The sequence below is a fragment of the Bacteroides sp. RTP21281st1_H5_RTP21281_210402 genome, assembly GCF_040918965.1.
GTDB classification, from domain to species: Bacteria; Bacteroidota; Bacteroidia; order Bacteroidales; family Bacteroidaceae; genus Bacteroides; species Bacteroides congonensis.
The window spans coordinates 735,887-757,005 of sequence record NZ_JBCOWR010000001.1 but is presented as its reverse complement, the minus strand read 5'-3'; the positions used below and the strand labels follow the sequence as shown (position 1 = coordinate 757,005).

Below are 21,119 nucleotides of genomic sequence, written 5' to 3'. Positions count from 1 at the left end.
ATTTAAAATTGAACTTCGACACCAAATGTAAAAGCTTTGCTCTTAGGATAAGCTCCCCAGTCGAATCCGGGCATTAACGGACTGTTTTTCATGTTGACTTCCGGATCGTATCCTGTATATTTGGTGATACAGAATAGGTTTTGTGCGGTAGTATAAACACGTACACGGTTGATATATGCTTTTTTCGTCCATTTCGCAGGTAAAGTATATCCTAATGTTATGTTTTTTAATCGCAGGAATGAACCATCTTCTATGAAGCGTGAATACAGTTCATACTTAACATATCCATCAAGGGCAGGTACGCGGTTAGAAGCATGTGTCGGAGTCCATCGGTCTGCTACTTCTTTCAGTTGGTTGGCACGTTCGTCTTGTGATTGAGTACTGAACATACGTGTTGCGTTATACACATCGTTACCATAACTGAATTGGAATAAGAAGCTAAAATCGACTCCTTTATATTTGAAAGTGTTGGTAATACCACCATACCATTTAGGTTGACCATTACCGATAACCGTACGGTCATTCTCTGTTATCACACCATCACCATCTATATCCTTATATTTTACCATTCCGGGGCGAACGGCTTCACCTGCATGATTACTGATATCCGTGATTCCAGGTTTCAATACCATTCCACTTGGTGTTTGGTTAAAATCAGAATTCTGATACACTCCGTCAAATACATATCCATACATCTGACCTAATGATTGACCTACATATGAGACATAGTCGTATCCTTTGAAGTTTGTATTAAATTTCGTTGCAGAAAGTATCTCTGATGCTCCTTCCTGCAAAGACTTAACTTTATTTCTTACAAAAGAAATATTGAAGTCTGTTTGCCAGTTGAAATCACGGGTCTGTATGTTGGTAGTATTTAAACTTAATTCAATACCTTTATTTTGAACTTTACCGACATTTTTCCATTGTTGACCAAATCCACTAACATAAGCTAATTCCTGTGCCAGTAATAAGTCTTTTGTGTTTTTTATAAAAAAGTCGGCAGTTACACTAACACGGTTATTGAAAAGGCCTAAATCAATACCTAAATTCGTGGTTGTTGAGCCTTCCCATCTCAAATCTTTATTTGCGAGTTGTTTAGGATAAAGTACAGTCGTTTGTTTATTGCCTATACCATATTTCCCCATGGTATATAAATCCATAGAAAGATAGTTGGCAATACGGTCGTTACCTACTGTACCCCATCCGAGACGCAATTTCAGATTGGAAACAGGCGTGATGTTCTTCATAAATTTCTCTTCAGATATACGCCATGCAGCAGAGAATGCAGGAAATACACCCCATTTGTTGTTTGTTGAGAATACAGTCGAACCATCTGCACGGATAGTAGCAGTTAATAAATAGCGATTGTTCAGATTGTATTGTCCACGGGCAAAGAAAGACAATCGTTTGTTTTCTTCTTTATATGTTGTTACTATACTAGGCGTAGCTCCCATTCCTAAATTGTCATTTCCTAAATTGACCGGGAAATCTCTGGCTTCACCTTTTAAATACTCGTTACTTCTATATGAGAACTCATGTCCAAGCATGACATCAAGGGCATGGATTTTATTAATTTTCTTTTTGTATGTCAGTGTATTACTACTTTGCCAACGAAGGTCTTTTTGCATTTGAGTATTTCCATAAACTCCACCTGTTCTGTAAGCTTGACTTGAATCTTCACCGTAGAATACATCTCTTCGGGTATTGGTTGTATTATAAGTAGCGGAGGTTTTGAATACGAGATCTTTTGTTAGTTTTATATTAACAGCTGCGTTTGCACCCCATAACTCAACTAATCTATGATCAGTTACTGCTTCTGATTGTTTGATAGGGTTGATTTGGCTACTTGACGGGTCTAATTCTATTTCAAGTGGGTCAAATGCTGAATTTAAAAGTTGCTCATTGGTATATTTATTACCACCGGTAGGGCGTGCACGTAACAAATTGGCAAGTACATTAAGAGAACCGGAAGTACCTGAGGTACCAATACCATCTCTGACCATGTTGGAATAGTTGATTGTGGCATTGAACGAAATAGCTTTTGTCAGTGTTTGGTCAATGCGTAATTTTCCAGTTGTTTTCTTAAAACCACTATTAGAGAAAATACCATTTTCATTGTAATGAGAGAAAGATGCAGCATATTTGCTCTCTTTTGTTCCACCCATAATACTTATACTATGGTCTTGTGACCATGTAGGCTTGAATGCTTCATCTTGCCAGTCTATTCCAGGCTCGGTTAAATAGTCTTCAATTGTTTGGTAACGATAAGGTTCTCCTGTTGCAGGATCAGTACCTGCTTGATAGTAAGTCTTTTCGTATCTTTCTTTATTTTTATCGACCTGTAATTGCACGAATTCGTATGGACTGATCAAATCTAATTGTTTGGCAATAACACGATAACTAGCAGAACCGTTGTAAGTAATTACAGGTTTTCCTTCTTTTCCAGACTTAGTTGTTACCAATACGACACCATTAGCGGCACGTGCACCATAGATGGCTGCGGCTGATGCATCTTTCAATACATCGATTTTTTCAATGTCGGAGTTAGCTAGATAGTCAATATTGGCTACTTCAAAACCGTCTACAATAAATAATGGGGCAGAGTCTCCATTTACAGTTCCGACACCACGAATTTTAATATCAAAGCTGGAACCCGGGGTACCATCTGATTGAGTGATTTGAACACCTGCAATCTGACCTCCTAATGTTTCTACTACAGAACCGGTTTTGAAGCCTTCGATTGCTTTAGCTGCAACAGAAGAAACAGATCCTGTCAAGTCGCCTTTCTTCATGCTTCCATAACCTACTACCACTACTTCGTCCAGTGTTTTATTGTCTGGCACTAGTTTAATGGAAATTTGCGTTTTTCCTTGTAGCTTTACTTCTTGTGTCAAATAACCGATATAACTAATAGTAAGTACTGAATTTTTAGCAGCTTTAATAGTAAAGTTACCATCTAAGTCAGTTGCAGCTCCTGCTTGTCCACCTTTTACTTGGACGGTCGCACCAATAAGGGGCATATTTGTTTCATCGTAAACTACTCCCTTTACAGTCACATTTTGAGCAAATGTGATTATTGAGATTAGGAGAGCTAAGAGGGTAGTGTACCCTCTTTTGCTCAGTGTATGATTTGTTGATTTATACATAATTGTTTATTTTCTATTTTATTAGATTAAAAGTTCTCGTCAAGCCAGATGAATACAGGAAAGACTCCAATACCAGCATTAAGTTCTGCGTCACCAGTGTTTCCATCAGTTCTATATTTGATTTGAGCCATTACAGCTCCATTTGCATACTCCTCGTCATTACCTATCCATTTATTGGGATTAACTGTTATTTGGCGGGTAGTAGGATTAATGTATGCTGGTTTGGATGCAATCTTTTCTTGTTCTGTATAATAAGACATTGGTGCTCTTGAACCTAACCCTATATTATTTTGGTACTTTTTCCATATTTGATACATTAATAATTTAGGATTATCTGCAACTTTTCCACTACCATGATTGGGATTATCGCTAAAATTGTAGAATGCTTGGTCTGCTCTATAATCTAAAACTAAGTTTGTTATATCCTTGTAACCTAAGAACTTTTTACTATTCCAGCCTATAACTTTACACTCTGCTGAACTACTTATTCCTGTACGTGGGTTAGCTTTTACGACAATTGGAGTGTAAATCATGGTTTCATTACTTGCATCTTTTTTAGGAGTACTGAAAAATACAGGGATTTTTTTAGATATTGTAGGAGCTCCTTGACCCGATGCTGTTACTTTTATCAAAAGAATACCTCCTTCGTATGTACTTTTAGTAAAAGGATCACTCCCTAGTGTAATGGTACCATTATTGGGATTTATTTCTGTATTTGCAAACTTACCTACATTCTCCGGATATTTTTTAATTATTTCAAATGTTTTAGTTGCATTTTCAGGTAAATCATGATACATAACTTCTAATGTGTTTTGGAAGTTCGTTCTATTGATAAATCTGAACTGGTTTCGGTTGTCTGCGTTTGTCTCTTGAACCTGTTTGGTATTTATTTCTTGACCTTCTTCAGGCATTGGATGTTCAATATTTGTTCCATAGCTAACAACGCTAAAGTCATTCGGGTTAGGAACTATAGTAAGTTTGAATATTGTAGTAGCTACTACTGGTTTACTATTTGTTACTTTTATGTTAATATCATATGTTTCAGGTTTTAGAGTATTCTTCGAACTGATAGTAATAGCACCTGTTTCATTATCAATAGTAATGTTTTCCTTTTGTATTTGATATTGTATTTCTTCGCTATTGTTTTCGTCAAAATCAAAATGTGGGCTACCACCAACAAAACCATCTTTTATATTTTGAGTTTCTTCTCCTCCTTTATAGATACTGAGTGTATTATAAGCAAATGTTTCAGGTTTTATAGGTTCTGTGTATTTAACGATTTTTACATTGTATGCTTTGGGGAATTCAGTACTTCCATAAGCGTTGCTGACAGTAATGTCAATAACGAATGGCGTCTCACTTATTTCTAAATTATTGTTTTCAGACAATCGAATTTTACCAGTTGTTTCATCAATTGTAAATGCATTGGTAACTGGAGTTACAGCCGTGATGCTATATTTCAAATCTTCCATTGAACCTTGAATGGTAGGAAGTTCTGATTCGTGCGCAAACCCTTTATCTACTTCTACGGTTTTAGGTGAATATGATAAGTTACGTGGTTTGGATATTACTTTAAAAGTTACAGCATCTGGATAGAGATGCTCACCAGCATTGGTAGTCAGTTTCAAACTCAAAGTATATTCTTGTCCTGGAATTAGTTTATCTTGATGTTTGGAGTTAATTGTTATCTTACCTGTTCCTGAAATGCTGAAGTATTCTAAGTATTCTTTGCTTTCATCCTGTGCGATTGAATAACCTGTGATGGATACATGTTCTGCTCCAGTAGTTGTAACTTGTGCGTTTGCTGCTCCAATCCAATTTGCTTCATCTAAGTTGACAACAACTTCTTCTGGTGTGACGACAACTCCTTCTGGAACGGCTAATAGCATATTGATTTGTACTGCATTCTTGAATTCATAGTATTTTCCATTAGAATAACAAGATATATTTAATTTGTATGTTCCAGTTGCTAAGTTTGCTGTGTTTTTAATACTAATAGCACCTGTTGTTTCGTTAATAATAAAGCTTTCAGTGGAACAGGCTTCATCGTTTAATGTGATATTAGTGATGGCAAAATCATAAGGTGCACCACCAATATAACTAGGCTCTTTTAATTCGAAATTCATGGAAGGGCCAATATCTGTGACTCCATAATAGTATAGCGCGAAATTGGACGAATCGGTTTCTTCCGTATCCGTACAAGATACTGCCAAATGTCCTAGCAAGCTTATTGCAAGGAACATCAAACATTTGGTAAATAAATCTTTAAGGTTCATTTCTGTTTTATTTTAGAATTAAAATTTATTTTATTGTGTAAGATAGTTCATACGGTGTACCATCTATGTTTACAGTAATATTTGATACTCCGTTAGGATTATATGCCTTATCCATACTACCTGTGATATTTATATTTTCAGTAGGGTTTGATGTCGGATAAATAACGGTAAGGAAGCGGGCAGCGTTTCTATCACCTTTCGCCATGGAAAGATGGTAAGCCGGACGTGAGAATGTATATTCAGCTACAGTATTATAAGACACGGCTCCGTAAGTGTCTTTGGTAATTGTTGTATTAGCATCATCGTTGGTATATACAGTACGAACAAGTATATTTTTATTGTCGCTAAAATTAGTGCGTGCACCTTTTTTATCTGTTTCTATAATCACTTCGTTGTCACTGCCATCGCATAAATTGAAATGAAGTTGTACATCTTCTTCTTTTGTGCCTTCACCTATTCCTTCATCTACTATAACAAAGAATTTCTGTTCGACAAAAAAGACATATCTGCGATGTGTCAGGTTTGAATATCCTGCATTTTCGAATACTACAACTTCAGCATTATTTGTTTTACCTGAACTAATGTATTGTCCTTTAGTGGTAGTGAAATTTTTTCCGGCTAAAGTCAATGTGTTGTGCATTTTACTTTGGCGGAAAGTTGCGCGTCTTTTATTAGGCTCTGCCGCACTCCAACTATAATAGTCACGTACACCGGAATCCGGGAAGAAGTTACGTTCGTTGTAATATAGTTCGAATGTGCCATTGTCCGGTTGGTTATGTGACCATGCTTGAAGCTTGGCATCTCCTGAATTGTTATTACTTAAGATCATCATAGTTGAACCTTTAGTCCAACCATTACGGAAAATGTAATAACCAGAGTTGCTAAAGATTTTTGTTTCAATGTCAGGACAGGTTCCACCCGATTTCCCATAACCTGCCATGTATTTAAATTCTTCATTATTGGGGAAAAGGTCATAGAAAGTGTTGAAGTTTCTATTTAGTACACTTCTATTCCATGAAGTCTGACGTGTGTCATTGAATCCGGGGACATAAAAATTTCTATAGGTATAATCAGAAGTACTGAAATTTTTGCCTTCAAAATAATTAGGATATGTGAATTGTACAATTACATTTCCTGCTTTTTCTAATGAACTCTTAATATTTGATGCAAATTGATTATTTAGATTATTGGCATCTATAAGTTTGATGAGGTCACAGCATGTGTTGACAACGTCGATATGATAGCTTAAGTCTAACTCTTCATGCATACCATCATCTAAGAATTGATTGCCAATATAACTGAAACCTGTTTCTGCCCATTTCTGAGAGTTCTTAAACTCCGGATATAAAGTTCCTGCAAATACTAATGCCCTGCCTTGAGTTGCCAGAACATTTCCCCCTTCACTATATCGGTATTGAGTAAGGTAGTCACAATGATCTGCAAAACTACTCAAAAATATAGATAACCAGTCTGGAGTGAAGTTTTTTGAGTTTTTATAGTATTCAAACAGTTCTACTTGATCTGCCAGACGAGAAGCGGTTTGTAATTGCCACCAAGGTTTGATGTCTTTAACTTCCTCCTCTGGTTTGGGATTTTGAAGTATCCAATCGCTATATACTTCTATCCATGACTGAACATATTTCTCATCATTTGAAGTACGATAAAGTTTTGCTTGTGGAATAAACCATTGATGGCGATGGAGTTGTTTTGGATATTCATCACTTACTCCGGAAGGGCGGTTATCCCAGTTTAATTTACCATCCTGTTTATTTAATTTATAAGGAAGTCCATCTGTGTCAGTGAAGTTTCTTACGTAAAAACGATATTCTAAAGCTTGATCGGCTTTCTTTTTATCATCCTCTGTTGAGGTGACATTCATTAGATTCAGAAGTGGGTTGGTAGGGACATTTGTCCTCGTTTGATAGTATTTGAGCAAGGCGTCTGCTGCATAATACAAATTTCCATCTTCATAATGAGCTTTGACTTTTTCCAATCCTGGATAATCGAGGTTGATTACATCAAAAAGTCTTTCGTTGATAAGACTGTTAGGCTTTTGCTGTGGATATACATAATCCCCACCATCGCCAATAGTGAGATCATTCTCGTCATCCGAGCAAGCCCCAAGTGTAAATAGAGCGAGTGAACAAATAAAGAAGATGTTCTTCATACTTTATTAGGTTTTAATTATTAAAAGTTATATTTTACTGTTTGCAAATGTAATCTGTTTATTTCTAATCGCTAAGCTGTGTTGTTCAAGCTTTGTTCAAAAATGATTTTTTTGATATTAAATTTGTTGAATCATATATTACTTCTGTTTAAAAAGCCTGCTATAACTCTGATAACAGGCTTATTATGTGCCATAATGTAATTTATGCCTATTATACTTACAAGATTGCTATTGTACATTTTTAGATGTCTTATTGGATGATTTTTAATCCAAAATAGTTTTTGGAAGTATGGGGAATTGGGGAGATGACAAACTCCGGTTCTTCTCCTTTTGGGGAAATGAACACCTCTTCTCCTTTCTTTAAATCAATCTGGTAAGTATTGTTTTCGAGTGCCTGTATTGTGAAGTCTCTTTCTCCTTTAAAAATAGGATTAACTATATCAGTCGTTATAATACAAGGCTCTCCTGCTAGGCTTTTGATATGGATAAATTGTGTCTTTCCCTTTTTTCTGCTGGCAGATACTTTGAACGCCCCTTCCGTACGCAGACCGGAATATGCTATGTCTTTCCATGCATCCGGAATAGCTGGGAAAATACGTATTTTCCCACCCCAGCTTTGAAGTAACATATCATGAATACTTTGAGCACCGGATAGAGGCGTTTCAATAACAGGGCCGCTTTCCTTGTACATGGTAGTAGGGCTAAGGAACTTGCCGAATAATTTGTTCAAATATGCTAGTGCGTCATTTCCTTTTCCAATAGCAGAAGATATGGAAGAAGCACCTGTACATGAGTAGCCTAGGAGAGCCTTGGGCTTACTTTGCCAAAAAGCGAGTGATCTCTCAATCGTTTCAATATCGCCCGGCTGCTCTTTATTGATAAGATATAAGGGATAGATGGCAAGTAAGTGTGAATAATGCCTGTGCGAGAAGGCATATGGCATGTCCTTCCCAATAAGCAATCCATTTGCATCCATAGGGTAAGGAGTGAGATTCTGAAGAACGTCTTCCCAAGTTTTAGCCAATGGGTCTTGAATATTCAAGCGTTGGGCTGATTCCAGTAATGTTTGGCATCCCCAACGTAAGAGTGCAAGGTCAAAATTACAATCTTCCGTAGTGTCGTACTCGGGAGAATAGGTTGCCGGAAGATGAAATTTTCCATCTTTTCCTTTTTTAAGGAAGTGCAGGTAGTAGTTGATTGACTCTTTCAATAGAGGGAATAATTTATTCCGTAGAATATCATCGTCCATTTTATGGCGATAAATAAGCCAGAGATTATGGCAAGCCCAAGGTAACAGACCTACCTGTGCTTTACCTTTTCCGGGAATACCGACCTCTGTAGTCATACATTCCAAATTGGATGCGACTCCTATTCCTAATGAATTATGGCGATAGCTAGGATGAATATTGAGACGTAACTGGTCTATATGATTGTAAAGCGCATTTTCTAAAGAGGCTGCGAGGTCTAAATGGTCGGAAGCGTTCAGTGCCCAGTAGGTGAGTTGTACATTGAGATTCCACCAGGCATTTGGCCAGGGAGTCTCAGTCAGCCACGGACCAGTATTGTCTATTAGGGCACGGTCGCCACGGGTAGCAGAAGCCAGTTTGTACATTTGAATCCAATAAAAGTTTTCTTTTTGTGCTTCCGGCAATGTAATGAAACTGCTAGGATAAAAAGAGTTCCACCATTTGCGATGTGTCCTTTGCATGGATGGATAGCCTTCACGTATAGCTTTTCGGATTTCAGCTTTACATATTTCATCCGAATTGTTTTGGGGATATGTATGTGTGAGGTTTATCCATAAAGTACGCTCTTTTTTAGCCGACTGAGTTTCTTTCCAGCCTACTGTTGTCTCACCGCCTGCCGATAACTTCTGAATTGATAAATTGATATCTCCTTTTCGGTTGATTACCGGTGCGGGATTGAGTGTATAGTCTTTAGGGATTTTATTGATTTGTCCCCGCCTTTTAAATAGAAGATAGCGTGGACTGTTAGCTTCTGCGGCTATCCATTCCCATTTGAAATCATGTTCTTCTCCTTCTGTTGTTGCTTTGACTACTATTACCATATCGTCAGCGTGGACAAAAGTTTGTAGATGTATAACCCCTTTGGTGGTGATAATATCTGTTGATGCCTCGGCATTCCAAAGGTCAAGGCGCATTTTGCCGCTGATAATTTCTCCTTTGGGCTGCAGGGCAAAGTGTCCCGTAAGTAGTCGGGGAATTCCGAATACATCTCTTTTGGCACGATGGTCATGTACATCACAATTGCCGGTTTCCAGGCGCAAATAATTTTCTCCGGGTTCTTTATAAATCATTAATCCTAATCTGCCGTTACCCAGATAAGCCGATTCATACCAGTATTCAGGTAGTTTCTCCCATATCATATCTTGTCGGCTCATAAACTCAGCCCACATAATATCTTGTTTAAGGGTTATCGGATGAGCATCTATACTGAAAGAATAGATTAAAAATAAAAGGAGGCAATTAAAATATCTGTATCGAACGTTCATAATGTTGTTTTTATATTAATTTTTGAGTTGGTAATCCAGATTATATGTTTCATTATCAATAGTCACCTCAATGGAGACATTATCTGAATTTGAAGGATTATCTGTAAATGTAGCATTAATCTTGTGATTGGAAGCAGTAGTTACCGGATATAATATAGTTATATATCGTACGGGAGCATTTTTCTTCTTCTCCATGATGAGCGAATAGGCTTTTCTGACAGAGTATTTTCTATCTGTCTGATAAGAGATTCGTCCTTCAAAAGGTTTTAATGTAATGTCCTGATTTCCAAAACTGCGGATAATCAGGTTGTTGTTATCTTCAAAAGTGGTGTGCGCACCTGCCTCTTGAATATCCAGATTCACGTTGTTGGTTGATGTTTCATCACAAAGGTGGAAATATAACTTGGAATATCCCGTAGCTGTCCCGAAACCTTCATCTATGAAAGCGAAGAACTCGACAGGTCTTTTCACATAGAAGATGGCACGGCGATGCTTGAAGTTGCCATATCCTTGATTTTCCGTTACTATCAGTTGTTGGTTATCGTTTTCTTCCGATAATACTAATTTGCCTTGTGCCTTGTTGATGTTTTCGCTTCCGGTGGCTTCATGCTCTTCTGATTGTCCCAGAACCATCGTGTTGTGTGCCTTGGTTTGGCGGAACCATCTGCGTAGTTCCATTACTTCCGTATCATTTTCTTTCATATACGAGCAAACACCGGAATCCGGAAAGAAATTACGGCCGTTGTGGTATAATTCGAATGTTCCGTTATCGAGCTGGTTGTGGCTTGAGTCTTCTAACTTGGAAGATATATTGTTGCTGTGTACCAACATCGTAGATTGGGGAGTCCAGCCATTGCGCAGTACATAAAATCCTGAATATTCGAATGTTTTGATTTTGCTGTCGGGCGGAGTTCCTTTTCCATATGTCTTCATGTAGTTAAGTTCTGAATCATCCGGGTACATTTCAGCGTATTTTACGAAATTCTTATTCAAGACACTTCGTGTTTTTATCCACGAATCATTGAATGCGGGACTGCAATTCTTACTTCCTTTTGTGAAGTAACTGGGGTACGTAAAATGCATGACGACTTTCGTTGCTTTCAGCAGGACGTTGTCAAGTTCTGGAGAAAGCAGATTATCCGGTAGCTTGTTCAATTGGATGAGTCTTTTTAAATCGTATAGGCCGTCCACTATGCCTATATGATAATGGAGTGAGAGGTCATTCGTCATTCCATCTTTTAAAAATAGCTTTGTGGTCTGTTCATTTATGATGTCGCATCCTGTTTTTTGCCACTGCGGGGCATTTTTAAGTTCGGGAAACAGAGTCCCTGCGAATACTAATGCTACTGCCTGGCTCAGTAGAATATTGTTTTCTCCGGCATATTTGTATAAGGACAAATAGTCAGCGTGTTCTGCAAAGTGTATGAGGAAAAAAGAAAGCCATTCCGAAGTGAAGTTGGGAGAGGACTTGAAATACTCGAATGACTCTGTTTGCCCCATGATACGTGTAGATACCTGAAGTTGATACCATTTGAATTTGTCCGGTTTTCCATCCGGTTTGGGGTTCCTGGTAATCCAGTCGGTATACACTTCTTTCCAAGAGAGAACATACTTCTCATCATGTGAGTTTTGGTAAGCTTTCCCTTGAAGAGGCATCCAATTGTGACGATGCAATTGTTTCTGATATTCGTTATCAGCACCTTTTGGAGCGAATTCCCAATTGATTGTTTTATCATTGTTCTGCAATGAATAAGGAATCTTTCTGGTTTTATCTTCCAGATAATTGTCATTGACATAAAAACGATATTCGTTTATCGCGTAGTCGGCATAACCCTGTTCCGTTTCATTAAGGGTGGCAGATAGATTCGGATTTAGAATCTCAGTTCGGTTTTGGTAATAGACAAGCAGTTTTTGCATGGCTGCATCGTTATCACCGGCTTTATACAAAGCCTTCACTTCTTCTAATCCGGAATAATCAAGATTGAGAATATCAAATAAAGATTCTTCAGCATCTTCTTTTGGGGGTGTCGGTTCCTCTTTCGGCGGAATGTCATTATTTTCTTTTTGTGGAATATCATTATCTGTACATCCTGCGAATGTAATGATAAGAAACAGCCATATATTAATTCGGAATCTGTTTTTGCAATTCATAGTATAAACTTTAGTTTGGATGGATTTTGATTTTATATTTGAGATGGTTACTAACTCTATGCAAATATATGGGAGAAAGTAGCCTTGTTGTTAATAGTTTTATCGAATAGTATATCAAATTTGTGTAATGATACTGTTTGATATGTATAAAGGACTGTATTCTTTCTCCAAATTATGCGGAAGTTTTAATGACTTCATCTAATTGAATTGTACAAATCATGCTATCCTTTTATTGATTTCTCCTAATAGAGCTAATCTGTTGCAGTTGAGTAACTCATGAGTTGCACTTGTATATCTACTCGGAAGGACAAGTGCAACTTGGTGATTGCACAACTGCAATTCACTAATGGTAAAAAATAGACGGTAATTGTAGGTAATATGTTGACAAATAGGATATTATGATAAAAGTGCAGTTTTTCGTCAGAAAAAAGCAAAATCATCCTATTGTTTTTTGTAAACTAATCTTGATTTAGTACTGTTTTTAGTCTTAAAGTGTTGATTATGAACTCTGCGACATTTTTGTATTTCCCCCTATAAAACTTAGAATAAATACAAAAATGTCACAGGGAATGGAATTATTAGTTCTTGGAATTATCCTTTAGCCTTCTTGATATATTCCGTAGGCAGGCATCCGAAATACTTCTTGAAACTTGTAGCGAAGTAAGACGGCGTATTGAATCCTACCATCGTACTTACTTCCGCTACTGTATAACGTCCGTCCTTCAGTAATTTGGCAGCCTCATTAAAGCGAATCTTACGTATAAAGTCGATAGTAGATTCACCTGTGATGGCTTTTAACTTCAGGTGCAGATTGGAACGGCTCATATTCATTTCTCTGGCAAACTCGTCGGTAGAGAATTCTATATTGTCCATATTCTTTTCTACAATAGCTACGGCACGTTTCAGCAGCGCTTCATCCATAGCGTTGAACGTAATCTTCTCCGGTTCCACTTCCAACGATTTGGAGTAACGTTCAAGCATACGTCTGCGGGTACGCATCATGTTCTGAATCTTCGTAGTCAGTATGGCAAGAGAGAACGGTTTGGGGATATAATCATCCGCGCCCATTTGCAGACCTTCCATCTGATCCTTGATTTCGCTTTTGGCTGACAGGATAATAACCGGAATATGACAGGTACGGATATTCTGCTTCACGTTCTTACATAGTTTGATACCATCCATAACAGGCATCATCACATCAGTAACAACAATATCGACTTCATTATCTTTCAGTTTCTCCAGAGCTTCCTCACCGTTTCCGGCTTCCAGTGTATTAAACAGCTCGGAAAGTCCGCTGCTGAGGTAATGGCGGATTTCATTATTGTCTTCTACGATAAGAATTGTCCCCCGTTTCTTGTCACCTGATTCTATAGCTTCATTTTCCACTTTTTCCGTATCAATGAAATACATCTCCTTGGAATTAGTGGAATATACCTGTTCTTCTTCATTCTTGCTATCATTGGAAGCTAATTCAGATGGCTTGTAGGTGTTTATATCCTGCGGAAGATATACAGAGAACGTGCTGCCTTTACCCTCTTCGCTATCCAGTTCAATGCGACCGTGATGTAATTCTACCAGACGTTGTACCAATGAAAGACCGATACCGCTTCCCACATGCTCGCTTTCAACCTGATAAAACCGTTCGAATATCTTCCCCTGCTTGTTGATGGGAATACCGATACCTGTATCACTGACTTGCAGTACCAGCCAATTATTTTCCTCTTTCAGGGTTACAGTGATGCTTTGCCCGCTTTCCGTATATTTGAAAGCATTTGAAAGCAGGTTGTTGACAATCAGTTCCAGATAATTAGGATCGAAAAGTACCTCTTTGTCTTCCAGTTCGGAATGGAGAGTATAGGTTATCTTCTTGTGACGTGCCAGCTTGTCATAGAACAGGAAATTGTCCTGTATCAATTGATGGGCATTTTCTTTCTTGACTTTCAATTCGAATACTCCAAGCTCGGCACGGCGGTAATCCATCAACTGATTGACAAGATGCAACAGACGATTGGCATTTCGTTGGATATATTCCAGTTGATTGCGTGTCCAGCGGTCGCTTATCTTATTGATGATTTCCTGTAAAGGAGCTAAGATGAGAGTCAGTGGAGTACGCAACTCATGAGAAATATTGATAAAGAAGCGCATCTTCATCTGGTTGATTTCTTCCTGATGCTCCTTGTCCCTGCGTTCTATTTCCAGTTCCGCTTCCATGCTTTTACGCATCCAGAAGAAACGGAAAACAAAAGTGATAAAGCCGATGAAGGTAGCGAGGAAAAGAAGTATAGCCCACCAAGTTTTGTACCATATGGGAAGAACGATGATTTCGAGGGCGGTAGGAGTCATGTTCCATTTCCCGTCACTATTGGCGGCTTTTACTAAGAAATGATACGTTCCTTGTGGTAGGTTGGAGTAGGAGACAGAGCGTTTGTCTGTCAGATAATACCATTCTTTATCATATCCTTCCAGTTTGTAAGCAAACGTATTGTGTTGTCCTGAAATATAGTTGGATACAACGAACTCGATAGTAAAAGCGGTTTGCCATGATTTCAGAGTGATGCTTTCCGTTTCATTGATATTTTTGGTCAAAATACCAGTCTCGTCATCCGGACGAACTGTTTTGTTGAACAGTTGCAGTTTGGTTATTACTACTGGCGGAGTATAAGGATTGTCAAGTAGTAATTCCGGTCGGAAAGTTGTGATACCGTTGATACCGCCGAAGTACATTTGTCCGCTGGAAGTGCGGCAGTACGAGGAAGTATTAAACTGATTGCTTTGCAAACCATCTGATTCCGTAAAGTTACGGAACTTTTCAGTCTCCGGGTTGAAGCAGGAAATTCCCCGGTTCGTACTTAGCCAAAGTCGTCCGAAAGTATCTTCCAGAATACCATAGACTACATTATTAGGCAAACCATTGGCAGTAGTATATCTTTTGATTTTCTTTTCTTTCTCATTAAAGCAATAAACTCCTTCGCGTGTACCTACCCAAACAATACCGTTATTCGCTTCATAAATACAGTTGGTGAACATCTTGGTGACAGGAGACGCGGGAAGGATAGAGGCTCTTTGTATATCCAATCCTTGTTGTTGAAAGACTGATACTCCTTCTTCACCACCAATCCAGAGCCGTTTGCGTGAGTCTCTGAATAAAGTCGTGATTTGCTGTGAAGTGAATGGAGTACCATCTTTTTCTTTATCTATGGTAGTAAAACTTTGTTTTTCAGGATTGAAACTGACTAAAGCGCTCAGTGTTCCTAAGAGAAGATTACCCCCTTCGTCGGGAAGAATGGCATATACGTTCTCATTAACCAGTTGGCTGTTAATTTGGTTGAAACTTTCCATTCGTCCACTGTTGCGGTGGAGGACAGACAATCCGCCGGCATGCGTACCTATGTAAACAAGTGATTTCCGCTCGTCTACATACACCGCCTTGATGTTATTGGAGCCGATTCCTATTTCCCGTTCATTTTCCTGTAACGCATAATGTGTAAACTGCTGCGTTTTAGTGTTGTATAGATTCAGACCACCGTCATTTGTTCCTATCCACAGGTTCTTGTCCTTGTCTTCTACAATGCAACTTACCACATTGTCACTTAATGAGTTCTTATAAGGAATGCGTTGAATATTCTTGAACCGGTTCCGGATGGGATGATAATAGTTCAGTCCGCCGAAGTAAGTCCCGAGCCACATACCTCCTTGGGAATCCATAAAGATACTACGTACCGAACGTTGCGACAGGCTGCCTCTCTCTACCGGGCTGCTACTATATGAAATAAACGAATCACTTGCCTCGCGATAAATATTCAAATCATTGAATGTGCCTATCCACAAACGATTTTGCGAGTCCAGTGCCAAAGAGCGGATATAATTGGAACTGATACTTTTAGGATTGGAAGAAGAATGGAGATAGGTCTTGACTTCTTTAGTTTTCGGGTTGAGCAGAAGCAGGCCGGCTCCTTCGGTAGCTATCCATATACGGGTAGGGGATTGTTGCAGAATAGACTGGATTCGTTTAGTATCCAATATAGGAGTTACCTTTTCCAGGCTCTTTTGGGGGATGGAGTAGCTATAAAGCCCGTTCTCCATTGTACCGATATAGATTACATCGCCATGTCTGTAAAGGGCGGTAGCTATAATCTTATGCATGGCCGTACTAAAAGAATCCTCCACAAATTTGGATTCTTTTATGTCGAACATAATCAGACCTTCCTGTGTACTGATGAGCAATTGTTCCGGTGATATTTCAGCGATACCATTAATCTGTTGTCGCTTGCCTTTCTTCTCGTAGAAAAAGTTTTTGAATTGGTCTTTTTCTTCATCATACCATGACAATCCGTCCCGCGTACCTATCCAGACCCGTCCCTGACTATCTGTCTTTACGATTCGTGAGATGTCATTGGCGATACTGTTAGGATCGTCTTCATTATGCTGGTAAACCGTAAATGCATATCCGTCATATTTGTTCACTCCATCGTAGGTGGCAAACCACATATTGCCACGCTTGTCCTGATCAATGGCGAATACGGTACTTTGCGACAATCCTTCATTGATGGAAATATAGGAGAAGTTAATTTGTTCCGGAATCTCGGAAAAAGCGGAATTCGTTCCTATGCATAGAAAGAACAGACAGATTATTATATATTTTAGATAGCTCATTATTAGGTCATAAGATTAATAACGGCATCAAAGATAATAAAATCTTTTCTATACAGTATTATGAGGTATGGAAAAAATAAGCCCGGAACTGCTTCCGGGCTCTCTTGTATAGTTTGATTTCGAAATCGGGAGGATTATTTGGCCAAGTCGCCTATTTCATCCAAATTCTTCTGAATATCTTCATCTGTCAATGAATAGTTGACCAAGTCACCCGCCAGGTATTTATCGTAAGAAGCCATATCAATCAAACCATGGCCGGACAGGTTGAACAGGATAACTTTTTCTTCTCCTGTCTCTTTGCATTTGTTTGCTTCGCGGATAGCTGCCGCAATAGCGTGGCTGGATTCGGGAGCCGGAATAATACCTTCAGACTGTGCAAACAGGCAACCGGCTTCGAAAGATTCCAATTGCTGTATATCTACCGCTTCCATCAGGTTGTCTTTGAGCAACTGGGAAACGATAACACCGGCACCATGATAGCGAAGTCCGCCGGCATGGATGTGAGCCGGAGCAAAGTTGTGTCCTAATGTAAACATAGGCAACAACGGAGTATATCCTGCTTCGTCACCGAAGTCATATTGGAATTTGCCGCGTGTCAGTTTCGGACAAGAAGCAGGTTCGGCAGCAACGAAGCGGGTTTTCTTTCCTTCCAGTATATTATGGCGCATGAAAGGGAAGGAGATACCACCGAAGTTGGAACCACCACCGAAACATCCGATAACTACATCCGGATATTCACCGGCCATTTCCATTTGCTTTTCAGCTTCCAAGCCGATAATTGTCTGGTGCAGAGTCACGTGGCTAAGTACCGAGCCGAGTGTGTATTTACAGTTGGGAGTCATTTGTGCCAGTTCGATAGCTTCCGAGATAGCTGTACCCAGTGAACCTTGATAAGTGGGGTGCTTGGTCAGAATATCTTTACCGGCACGGGTAGACATGGATGGAGAAGGAGTGACCTGTGCTCCGAAGGTCTGCATGATGCTACGGCGGTAAGGTTTCTGCTCATAGCTGATTTTTACCTGATAAACGGCAGCTTCCAGACCGAATACTTTTGCTGCGTAAGAAAGGGCCGCTCCCCATTGTCCGGCACCGGTTTCAGTAGTGATATTGGTTACACCTTCCTGCTTGCAGTAATAAGCTTGTGCCAAAGCTGAATTCAGCTTATGAGAACCGATAGGACTCACACTTTCATTCTTGAAATAAATATGCGCCGGAGTGCCGAGGGCTTTCTCCAGTCCGTAGGCACGTACCAACGGAGTACTGCGGTAATATTTATACATTTCGCGAACTTCTTCCGGTATTTCAATCCATGCGTCAGTCTGGTTCAGTTCCTGGCGGGATAGTTCTTCCGCGAAGATAGGAAACAGGTCTTCCGCTTTCAGCGGTTGTTTGGTTCCCGGATGCAACGGCGGCATCGGTTTGTTGACCATATCGGCCTGAATGTTGTACCAGTAGTGTGGAATTTCTTCTTCCGGTAGGACATACCGTTTTCTTTTGTCACTCATAATATATTGTGGTTTTTAGTTTTCTGCTGCCAAAAGTAGACAATTTTTTTAATATTCGGATAATTTTGTCAACAAAGAATCGCATTTGATTGTTATTTTAGTTAAGTTTGCACGACCCTGTTAAAAAAGATGATATGAAGATTTATCATAAGTTTCTATTGTATCAGAATAAACTACTAAAACCCTATATACGCATTGTATTGGGATTGTTGGAAGCACTAACTTATTTAGCGTCTCTTACACTTATTATCGGAGTGATTTATGAACATGGCTTCCCCTTATCGGTAGATGAAGTGGCAAAAATACAGACGTTGTATAAAGCGGTATGGATTATTTTCCTGATTGATGTCACCTTGCATATTTTATTGGAATATAGAAGTACGAAAAAGCAATACCGGCGACTGGCATGGATCTTGAGCGTCTTGCTATATCTCACTTTGATACCGGTCATTTTCCATCGGCCTGAAGAAGAAGGGGCTATTTTACAACTTTGGGAATTTCTGCATGGCAAGTTTTATCATTTGGTATTACTGCTGATTTTCTCTTTGTTGAACCTGTCCAACGGACTGGTACGACTGTTGGGGCGCCGCACCAATCCGTCTTTGATACTGGCGGTCAGTTTTCTCGCTATTATCCTGATTGGTACAGGGTTGTTGATGCTGCCGCGATGTACGGTGAACGGCATCACTTGGGTGGATTCCTTATTTACGGCTACGAGTGCGGTATGTGTCACGGGATTGGTTCCAGTGGACGTCTCGACTACATTTACTACCGGTGGTCTTGTTGTCATCATCTTATTGATTCAGATAGGCGGTTTGGGAGTAATGACGTTAACCAGTTTCTTTGCCATGTTCTTTATGGGAAATACTTCCCTTTACAATCAGTTGGTTGTCCGTGACATGGTCAGTTCCAATTCATTAGGCTCGTTGTTGTCCACTTTATTATATATACTGGGATTTACCTTGGTGATTGAAGGTATCGGCATGATTTCTATCTGGTTCAGTATTCACGGTACGCTTGGAATGAACTTTGAAGATGAATTGGCTTTTTCAGCTTTCCATTCTATTTCCGCTTTTTGCAATGCAGGATTCTCCACACTTTCCGGAAATTTAGGAAACTCAATGGTAATGACTAATCATAACGGGCTGTTTATCTCCGTTTCCTTGCTGATTATTCTGGGCGGTATCGGCTTTCCTATCCTTGTTAATTTCAAGGATATAGTATTGTATCATTTGCGTCATTTTTGGAAATTTGTACGCACCCGCAAACTGGAAAAACACAGAATGCTCCATCTTTATAATCTGAATACGAAGATTGTACTGATAATGACTTTCCTGTTGCTGGTTATCGGTACATTGGCGATTGCTGCTTTTGAATGGAACGCTTCTTTTGCCGGAATGCCCGTCGCGGATAAATGGACGCAGGCTTTCTTTAATGCTACTTGTCCCAGAACAGCCGGCTTCAGCAGTGTCGACCTGGCTTCTTTGAGTGTACAGACTTTATTGGTTTATCTGTTGTTGATGTGGATTGGTGGCGGGGCACAGTCTACTGCCGGTGGTGTCAAGGTAAATGCTTTTGCGGTGGTCGTCTTGAATCTTGTGGCCGTACTGCGTGGAACAGAACGGGTGGAAGTATTCGGTAGAGAACTCTCTCACGATTCTATCCGACGCTCCAATGCGACGGTAGTCATGTCATTGGGAGTACTATTCCTCTTTATCTTTATATTGAGCATCCTTGAACCTCAGGCTTCGTTGATGGCATTGACATTCGAATGTGTTTCGGCGCTTAGTACGGTAGGTTCCAGTCTGAACCTGACTCCCGTGTTATGTGACGCAAGTAAGTTATTAGTGGCATTATTAATGTTTATCGGGCGTGTAGGCTTGATTACGTTGATGCTTGGAATTGTGAAGCAGAAAAAGAATACAAAATACCGTTATCCGAGTGATAACATAATCATAAACTAAAGATATGAAGTATATTATTATCGGTTTAGGAAATTACGGTCATGTGTTGGCCGAAGAATTATCAGCACTGGGACACGAGATTATTGGCGCGGATATAAGTGAAAGCCGTGTGGACAGTATCAAAGATAAGATTGCCACTGCATTTGTGATTGACGCAACGGATGAACAATCTTTATCGGTACTTCCGTTGAATAGTGTGGACGTGGTCATTGTCGCGATTGGTGAGAATTTCGGTGCGTCCGTGAGAGTGGTGGCTCTGCTAAAGCAGAAGAAGGTGACTCATATCTATGCCCGTGCCATTGATGGAGTGCACAAATCCGTGCTCGAAGCGTTCAGCCTGGAGAGGATATTGACACCGGAAGAAGATGCAGCCCGTAGTTTGGTGCAACTACTTGATTTTGGAACGAATATGGAAGCCTTCCGCATTGATTCGGAATATTATGTCGTGAAGTTTACTGTGCCGAAGAAATTTGTGGGATACTTCGTCAATGAACTGAATTTGGATGAAGAATTTCACTTGAAGCTCATAGGACTGAAACGGGCGGATAAGATAACCAATAGTCTGGGTATCTCTCTGACGGAACTACATGTGAAAAACGAACTGTCGGAGAACGAGAAAGTAGAAGAGGGGGATGAGTTGGTTTGCTATGGTAAGTATCGTGACTTCCAGTCCTTCTGGAAAGCTATTTGATACTTATTCATATTAAATAAACATCAAAGTCATATATTCTTAGACTCCAAACGA

9 protein-coding genes are annotated in these 21,119 nt (G+C 39.5%); 2 read left to right on the top strand and 7 right to left on the bottom strand.

Annotated elements, in window-relative coordinates; translation table 11 throughout:
• Positions 1-2 precede the first annotated feature (2 nt).
• The 7 genes from AB5443_RS02990 to AB5443_RS02960 form a co-directional block, all read right to left on the bottom strand.
• On the bottom strand, positions 3-3,146 hold the full coding sequence (locus AB5443_RS02990) for a TonB-dependent receptor (RefSeq protein WP_022139621.1): 3,144 nt from the start codon (positions 3,144-3,146) through the stop codon (positions 3-5).
• 26 nt (positions 3,147-3,172) lie between these two features.
• Positions 3,173-5,422, bottom strand: a complete 2,250-nt coding sequence (locus tag AB5443_RS02985; protein WP_195407962.1) for a surface glycan-binding family protein — start codon at positions 5,420-5,422, stop codon at positions 3,173-3,175.
• Positions 5,423-5,447: 25 nt separating this feature from the next.
• Positions 5,448-7,589 (bottom strand): heparin-sulfate lyase HepC, encoded by a 2,142-nt coding sequence (gene hepC, locus AB5443_RS02980; protein WP_368113219.1) that lies wholly within the window; start codon positions 7,587-7,589, stop codon positions 5,448-5,450.
• Positions 7,590-7,839: 250 nt separating this feature from the next.
• Positions 7,840-10,101 (bottom strand): glycoside hydrolase family 95-like protein, encoded by a 2,262-nt coding sequence (locus AB5443_RS02975; RefSeq protein ID WP_368113218.1) that lies wholly within the window; start codon positions 10,099-10,101, stop codon positions 7,840-7,842.
• 15 nt (positions 10,102-10,116) lie between these two features.
• A complete protein-coding gene (hepC, locus tag AB5443_RS02970) occupies positions 10,117-12,252 on the bottom strand; it encodes a heparin-sulfate lyase HepC (protein ID WP_368113217.1) in 2,136 nt (711 codons plus the stop codon).
• Positions 12,253-12,843: 591 nt separating this feature from the next.
• Positions 12,844-16,905 (bottom strand): two-component regulator propeller domain-containing protein, encoded by a 4,062-nt coding sequence (locus AB5443_RS02965; protein ID WP_368113216.1) that lies wholly within the window; start codon positions 16,903-16,905, stop codon positions 12,844-12,846.
• A 134-nt stretch (positions 16,906-17,039) separates the two neighbouring features.
• A complete protein-coding gene (locus AB5443_RS02960) occupies positions 17,040-18,410 on the bottom strand; it encodes a TrpB-like pyridoxal phosphate-dependent enzyme (protein WP_368113215.1) in 1,371 nt (456 codons plus the stop codon).
• 134 nt (positions 18,411-18,544) lie between these two features.
• On the opposite strand from AB5443_RS02960, the gene AB5443_RS02955 reads away from it, so the two are divergent.
• On the top strand, positions 18,545-20,374 hold the full coding sequence (locus AB5443_RS02955; RefSeq protein WP_288360010.1) for a TrkH family potassium uptake protein: 1,830 nt from the start codon (positions 18,545-18,547) through the stop codon (positions 20,372-20,374).
• Between the two features lie 4 nt (positions 20,375-20,378).
• Entirely contained in the window at positions 20,379-21,065 is a 687-nt protein-coding gene (locus tag AB5443_RS02950; RefSeq protein WP_022139612.1) for a TrkA family potassium uptake protein, read from the top strand.
• The last annotated feature ends 54 nt before the right edge of the window (positions 21,066-21,119 follow it).

Coding starts and splice junctions, on each gene's coding strand:
- AB5443_RS02990 (WP_022139621.1), bottom strand. CDS start 3,146: ATGTATAAATCAACAAATCATACACTGAGCAAAAGAGGGTACACTACC.
- AB5443_RS02985 (WP_195407962.1), bottom strand. CDS start 5,422: ATGAACCTTAAAGATTTATTTACCAAATGTTTGATGTTCCTTGCAATA.
- hepC (WP_368113219.1), bottom strand. CDS start 7,589: ATGAAGAACATCTTCTTTATTTGTTCACTCGCTCTATTTACACTTGGG.
- AB5443_RS02975 (WP_368113218.1), bottom strand. CDS start 10,101: ATGAACGTTCGATACAGATATTTTAATTGCCTCCTTTTATTTTTAATC.
- hepC (WP_368113217.1), bottom strand. CDS start 12,252: ATGAATTGCAAAAACAGATTCCGAATTAATATATGGCTGTTTCTTATC.
- AB5443_RS02965 (WP_368113216.1), bottom strand. CDS start 16,905: ATGAGCTATCTAAAATATATAATAATCTGTCTGTTCTTTCTATGCATA.
- AB5443_RS02960 (WP_368113215.1), bottom strand. CDS start 18,410: ATGAGTGACAAAAGAAAACGGTATGTCCTACCGGAAGAAGAAATTCCA.
- AB5443_RS02955 (WP_288360010.1), top strand. CDS start 18,545: ATGAAGATTTATCATAAGTTTCTATTGTATCAGAATAAACTACTAAAA.
- AB5443_RS02950 (WP_022139612.1), top strand. CDS start 20,379: ATGAAGTATATTATTATCGGTTTAGGAAATTACGGTCATGTGTTGGCC.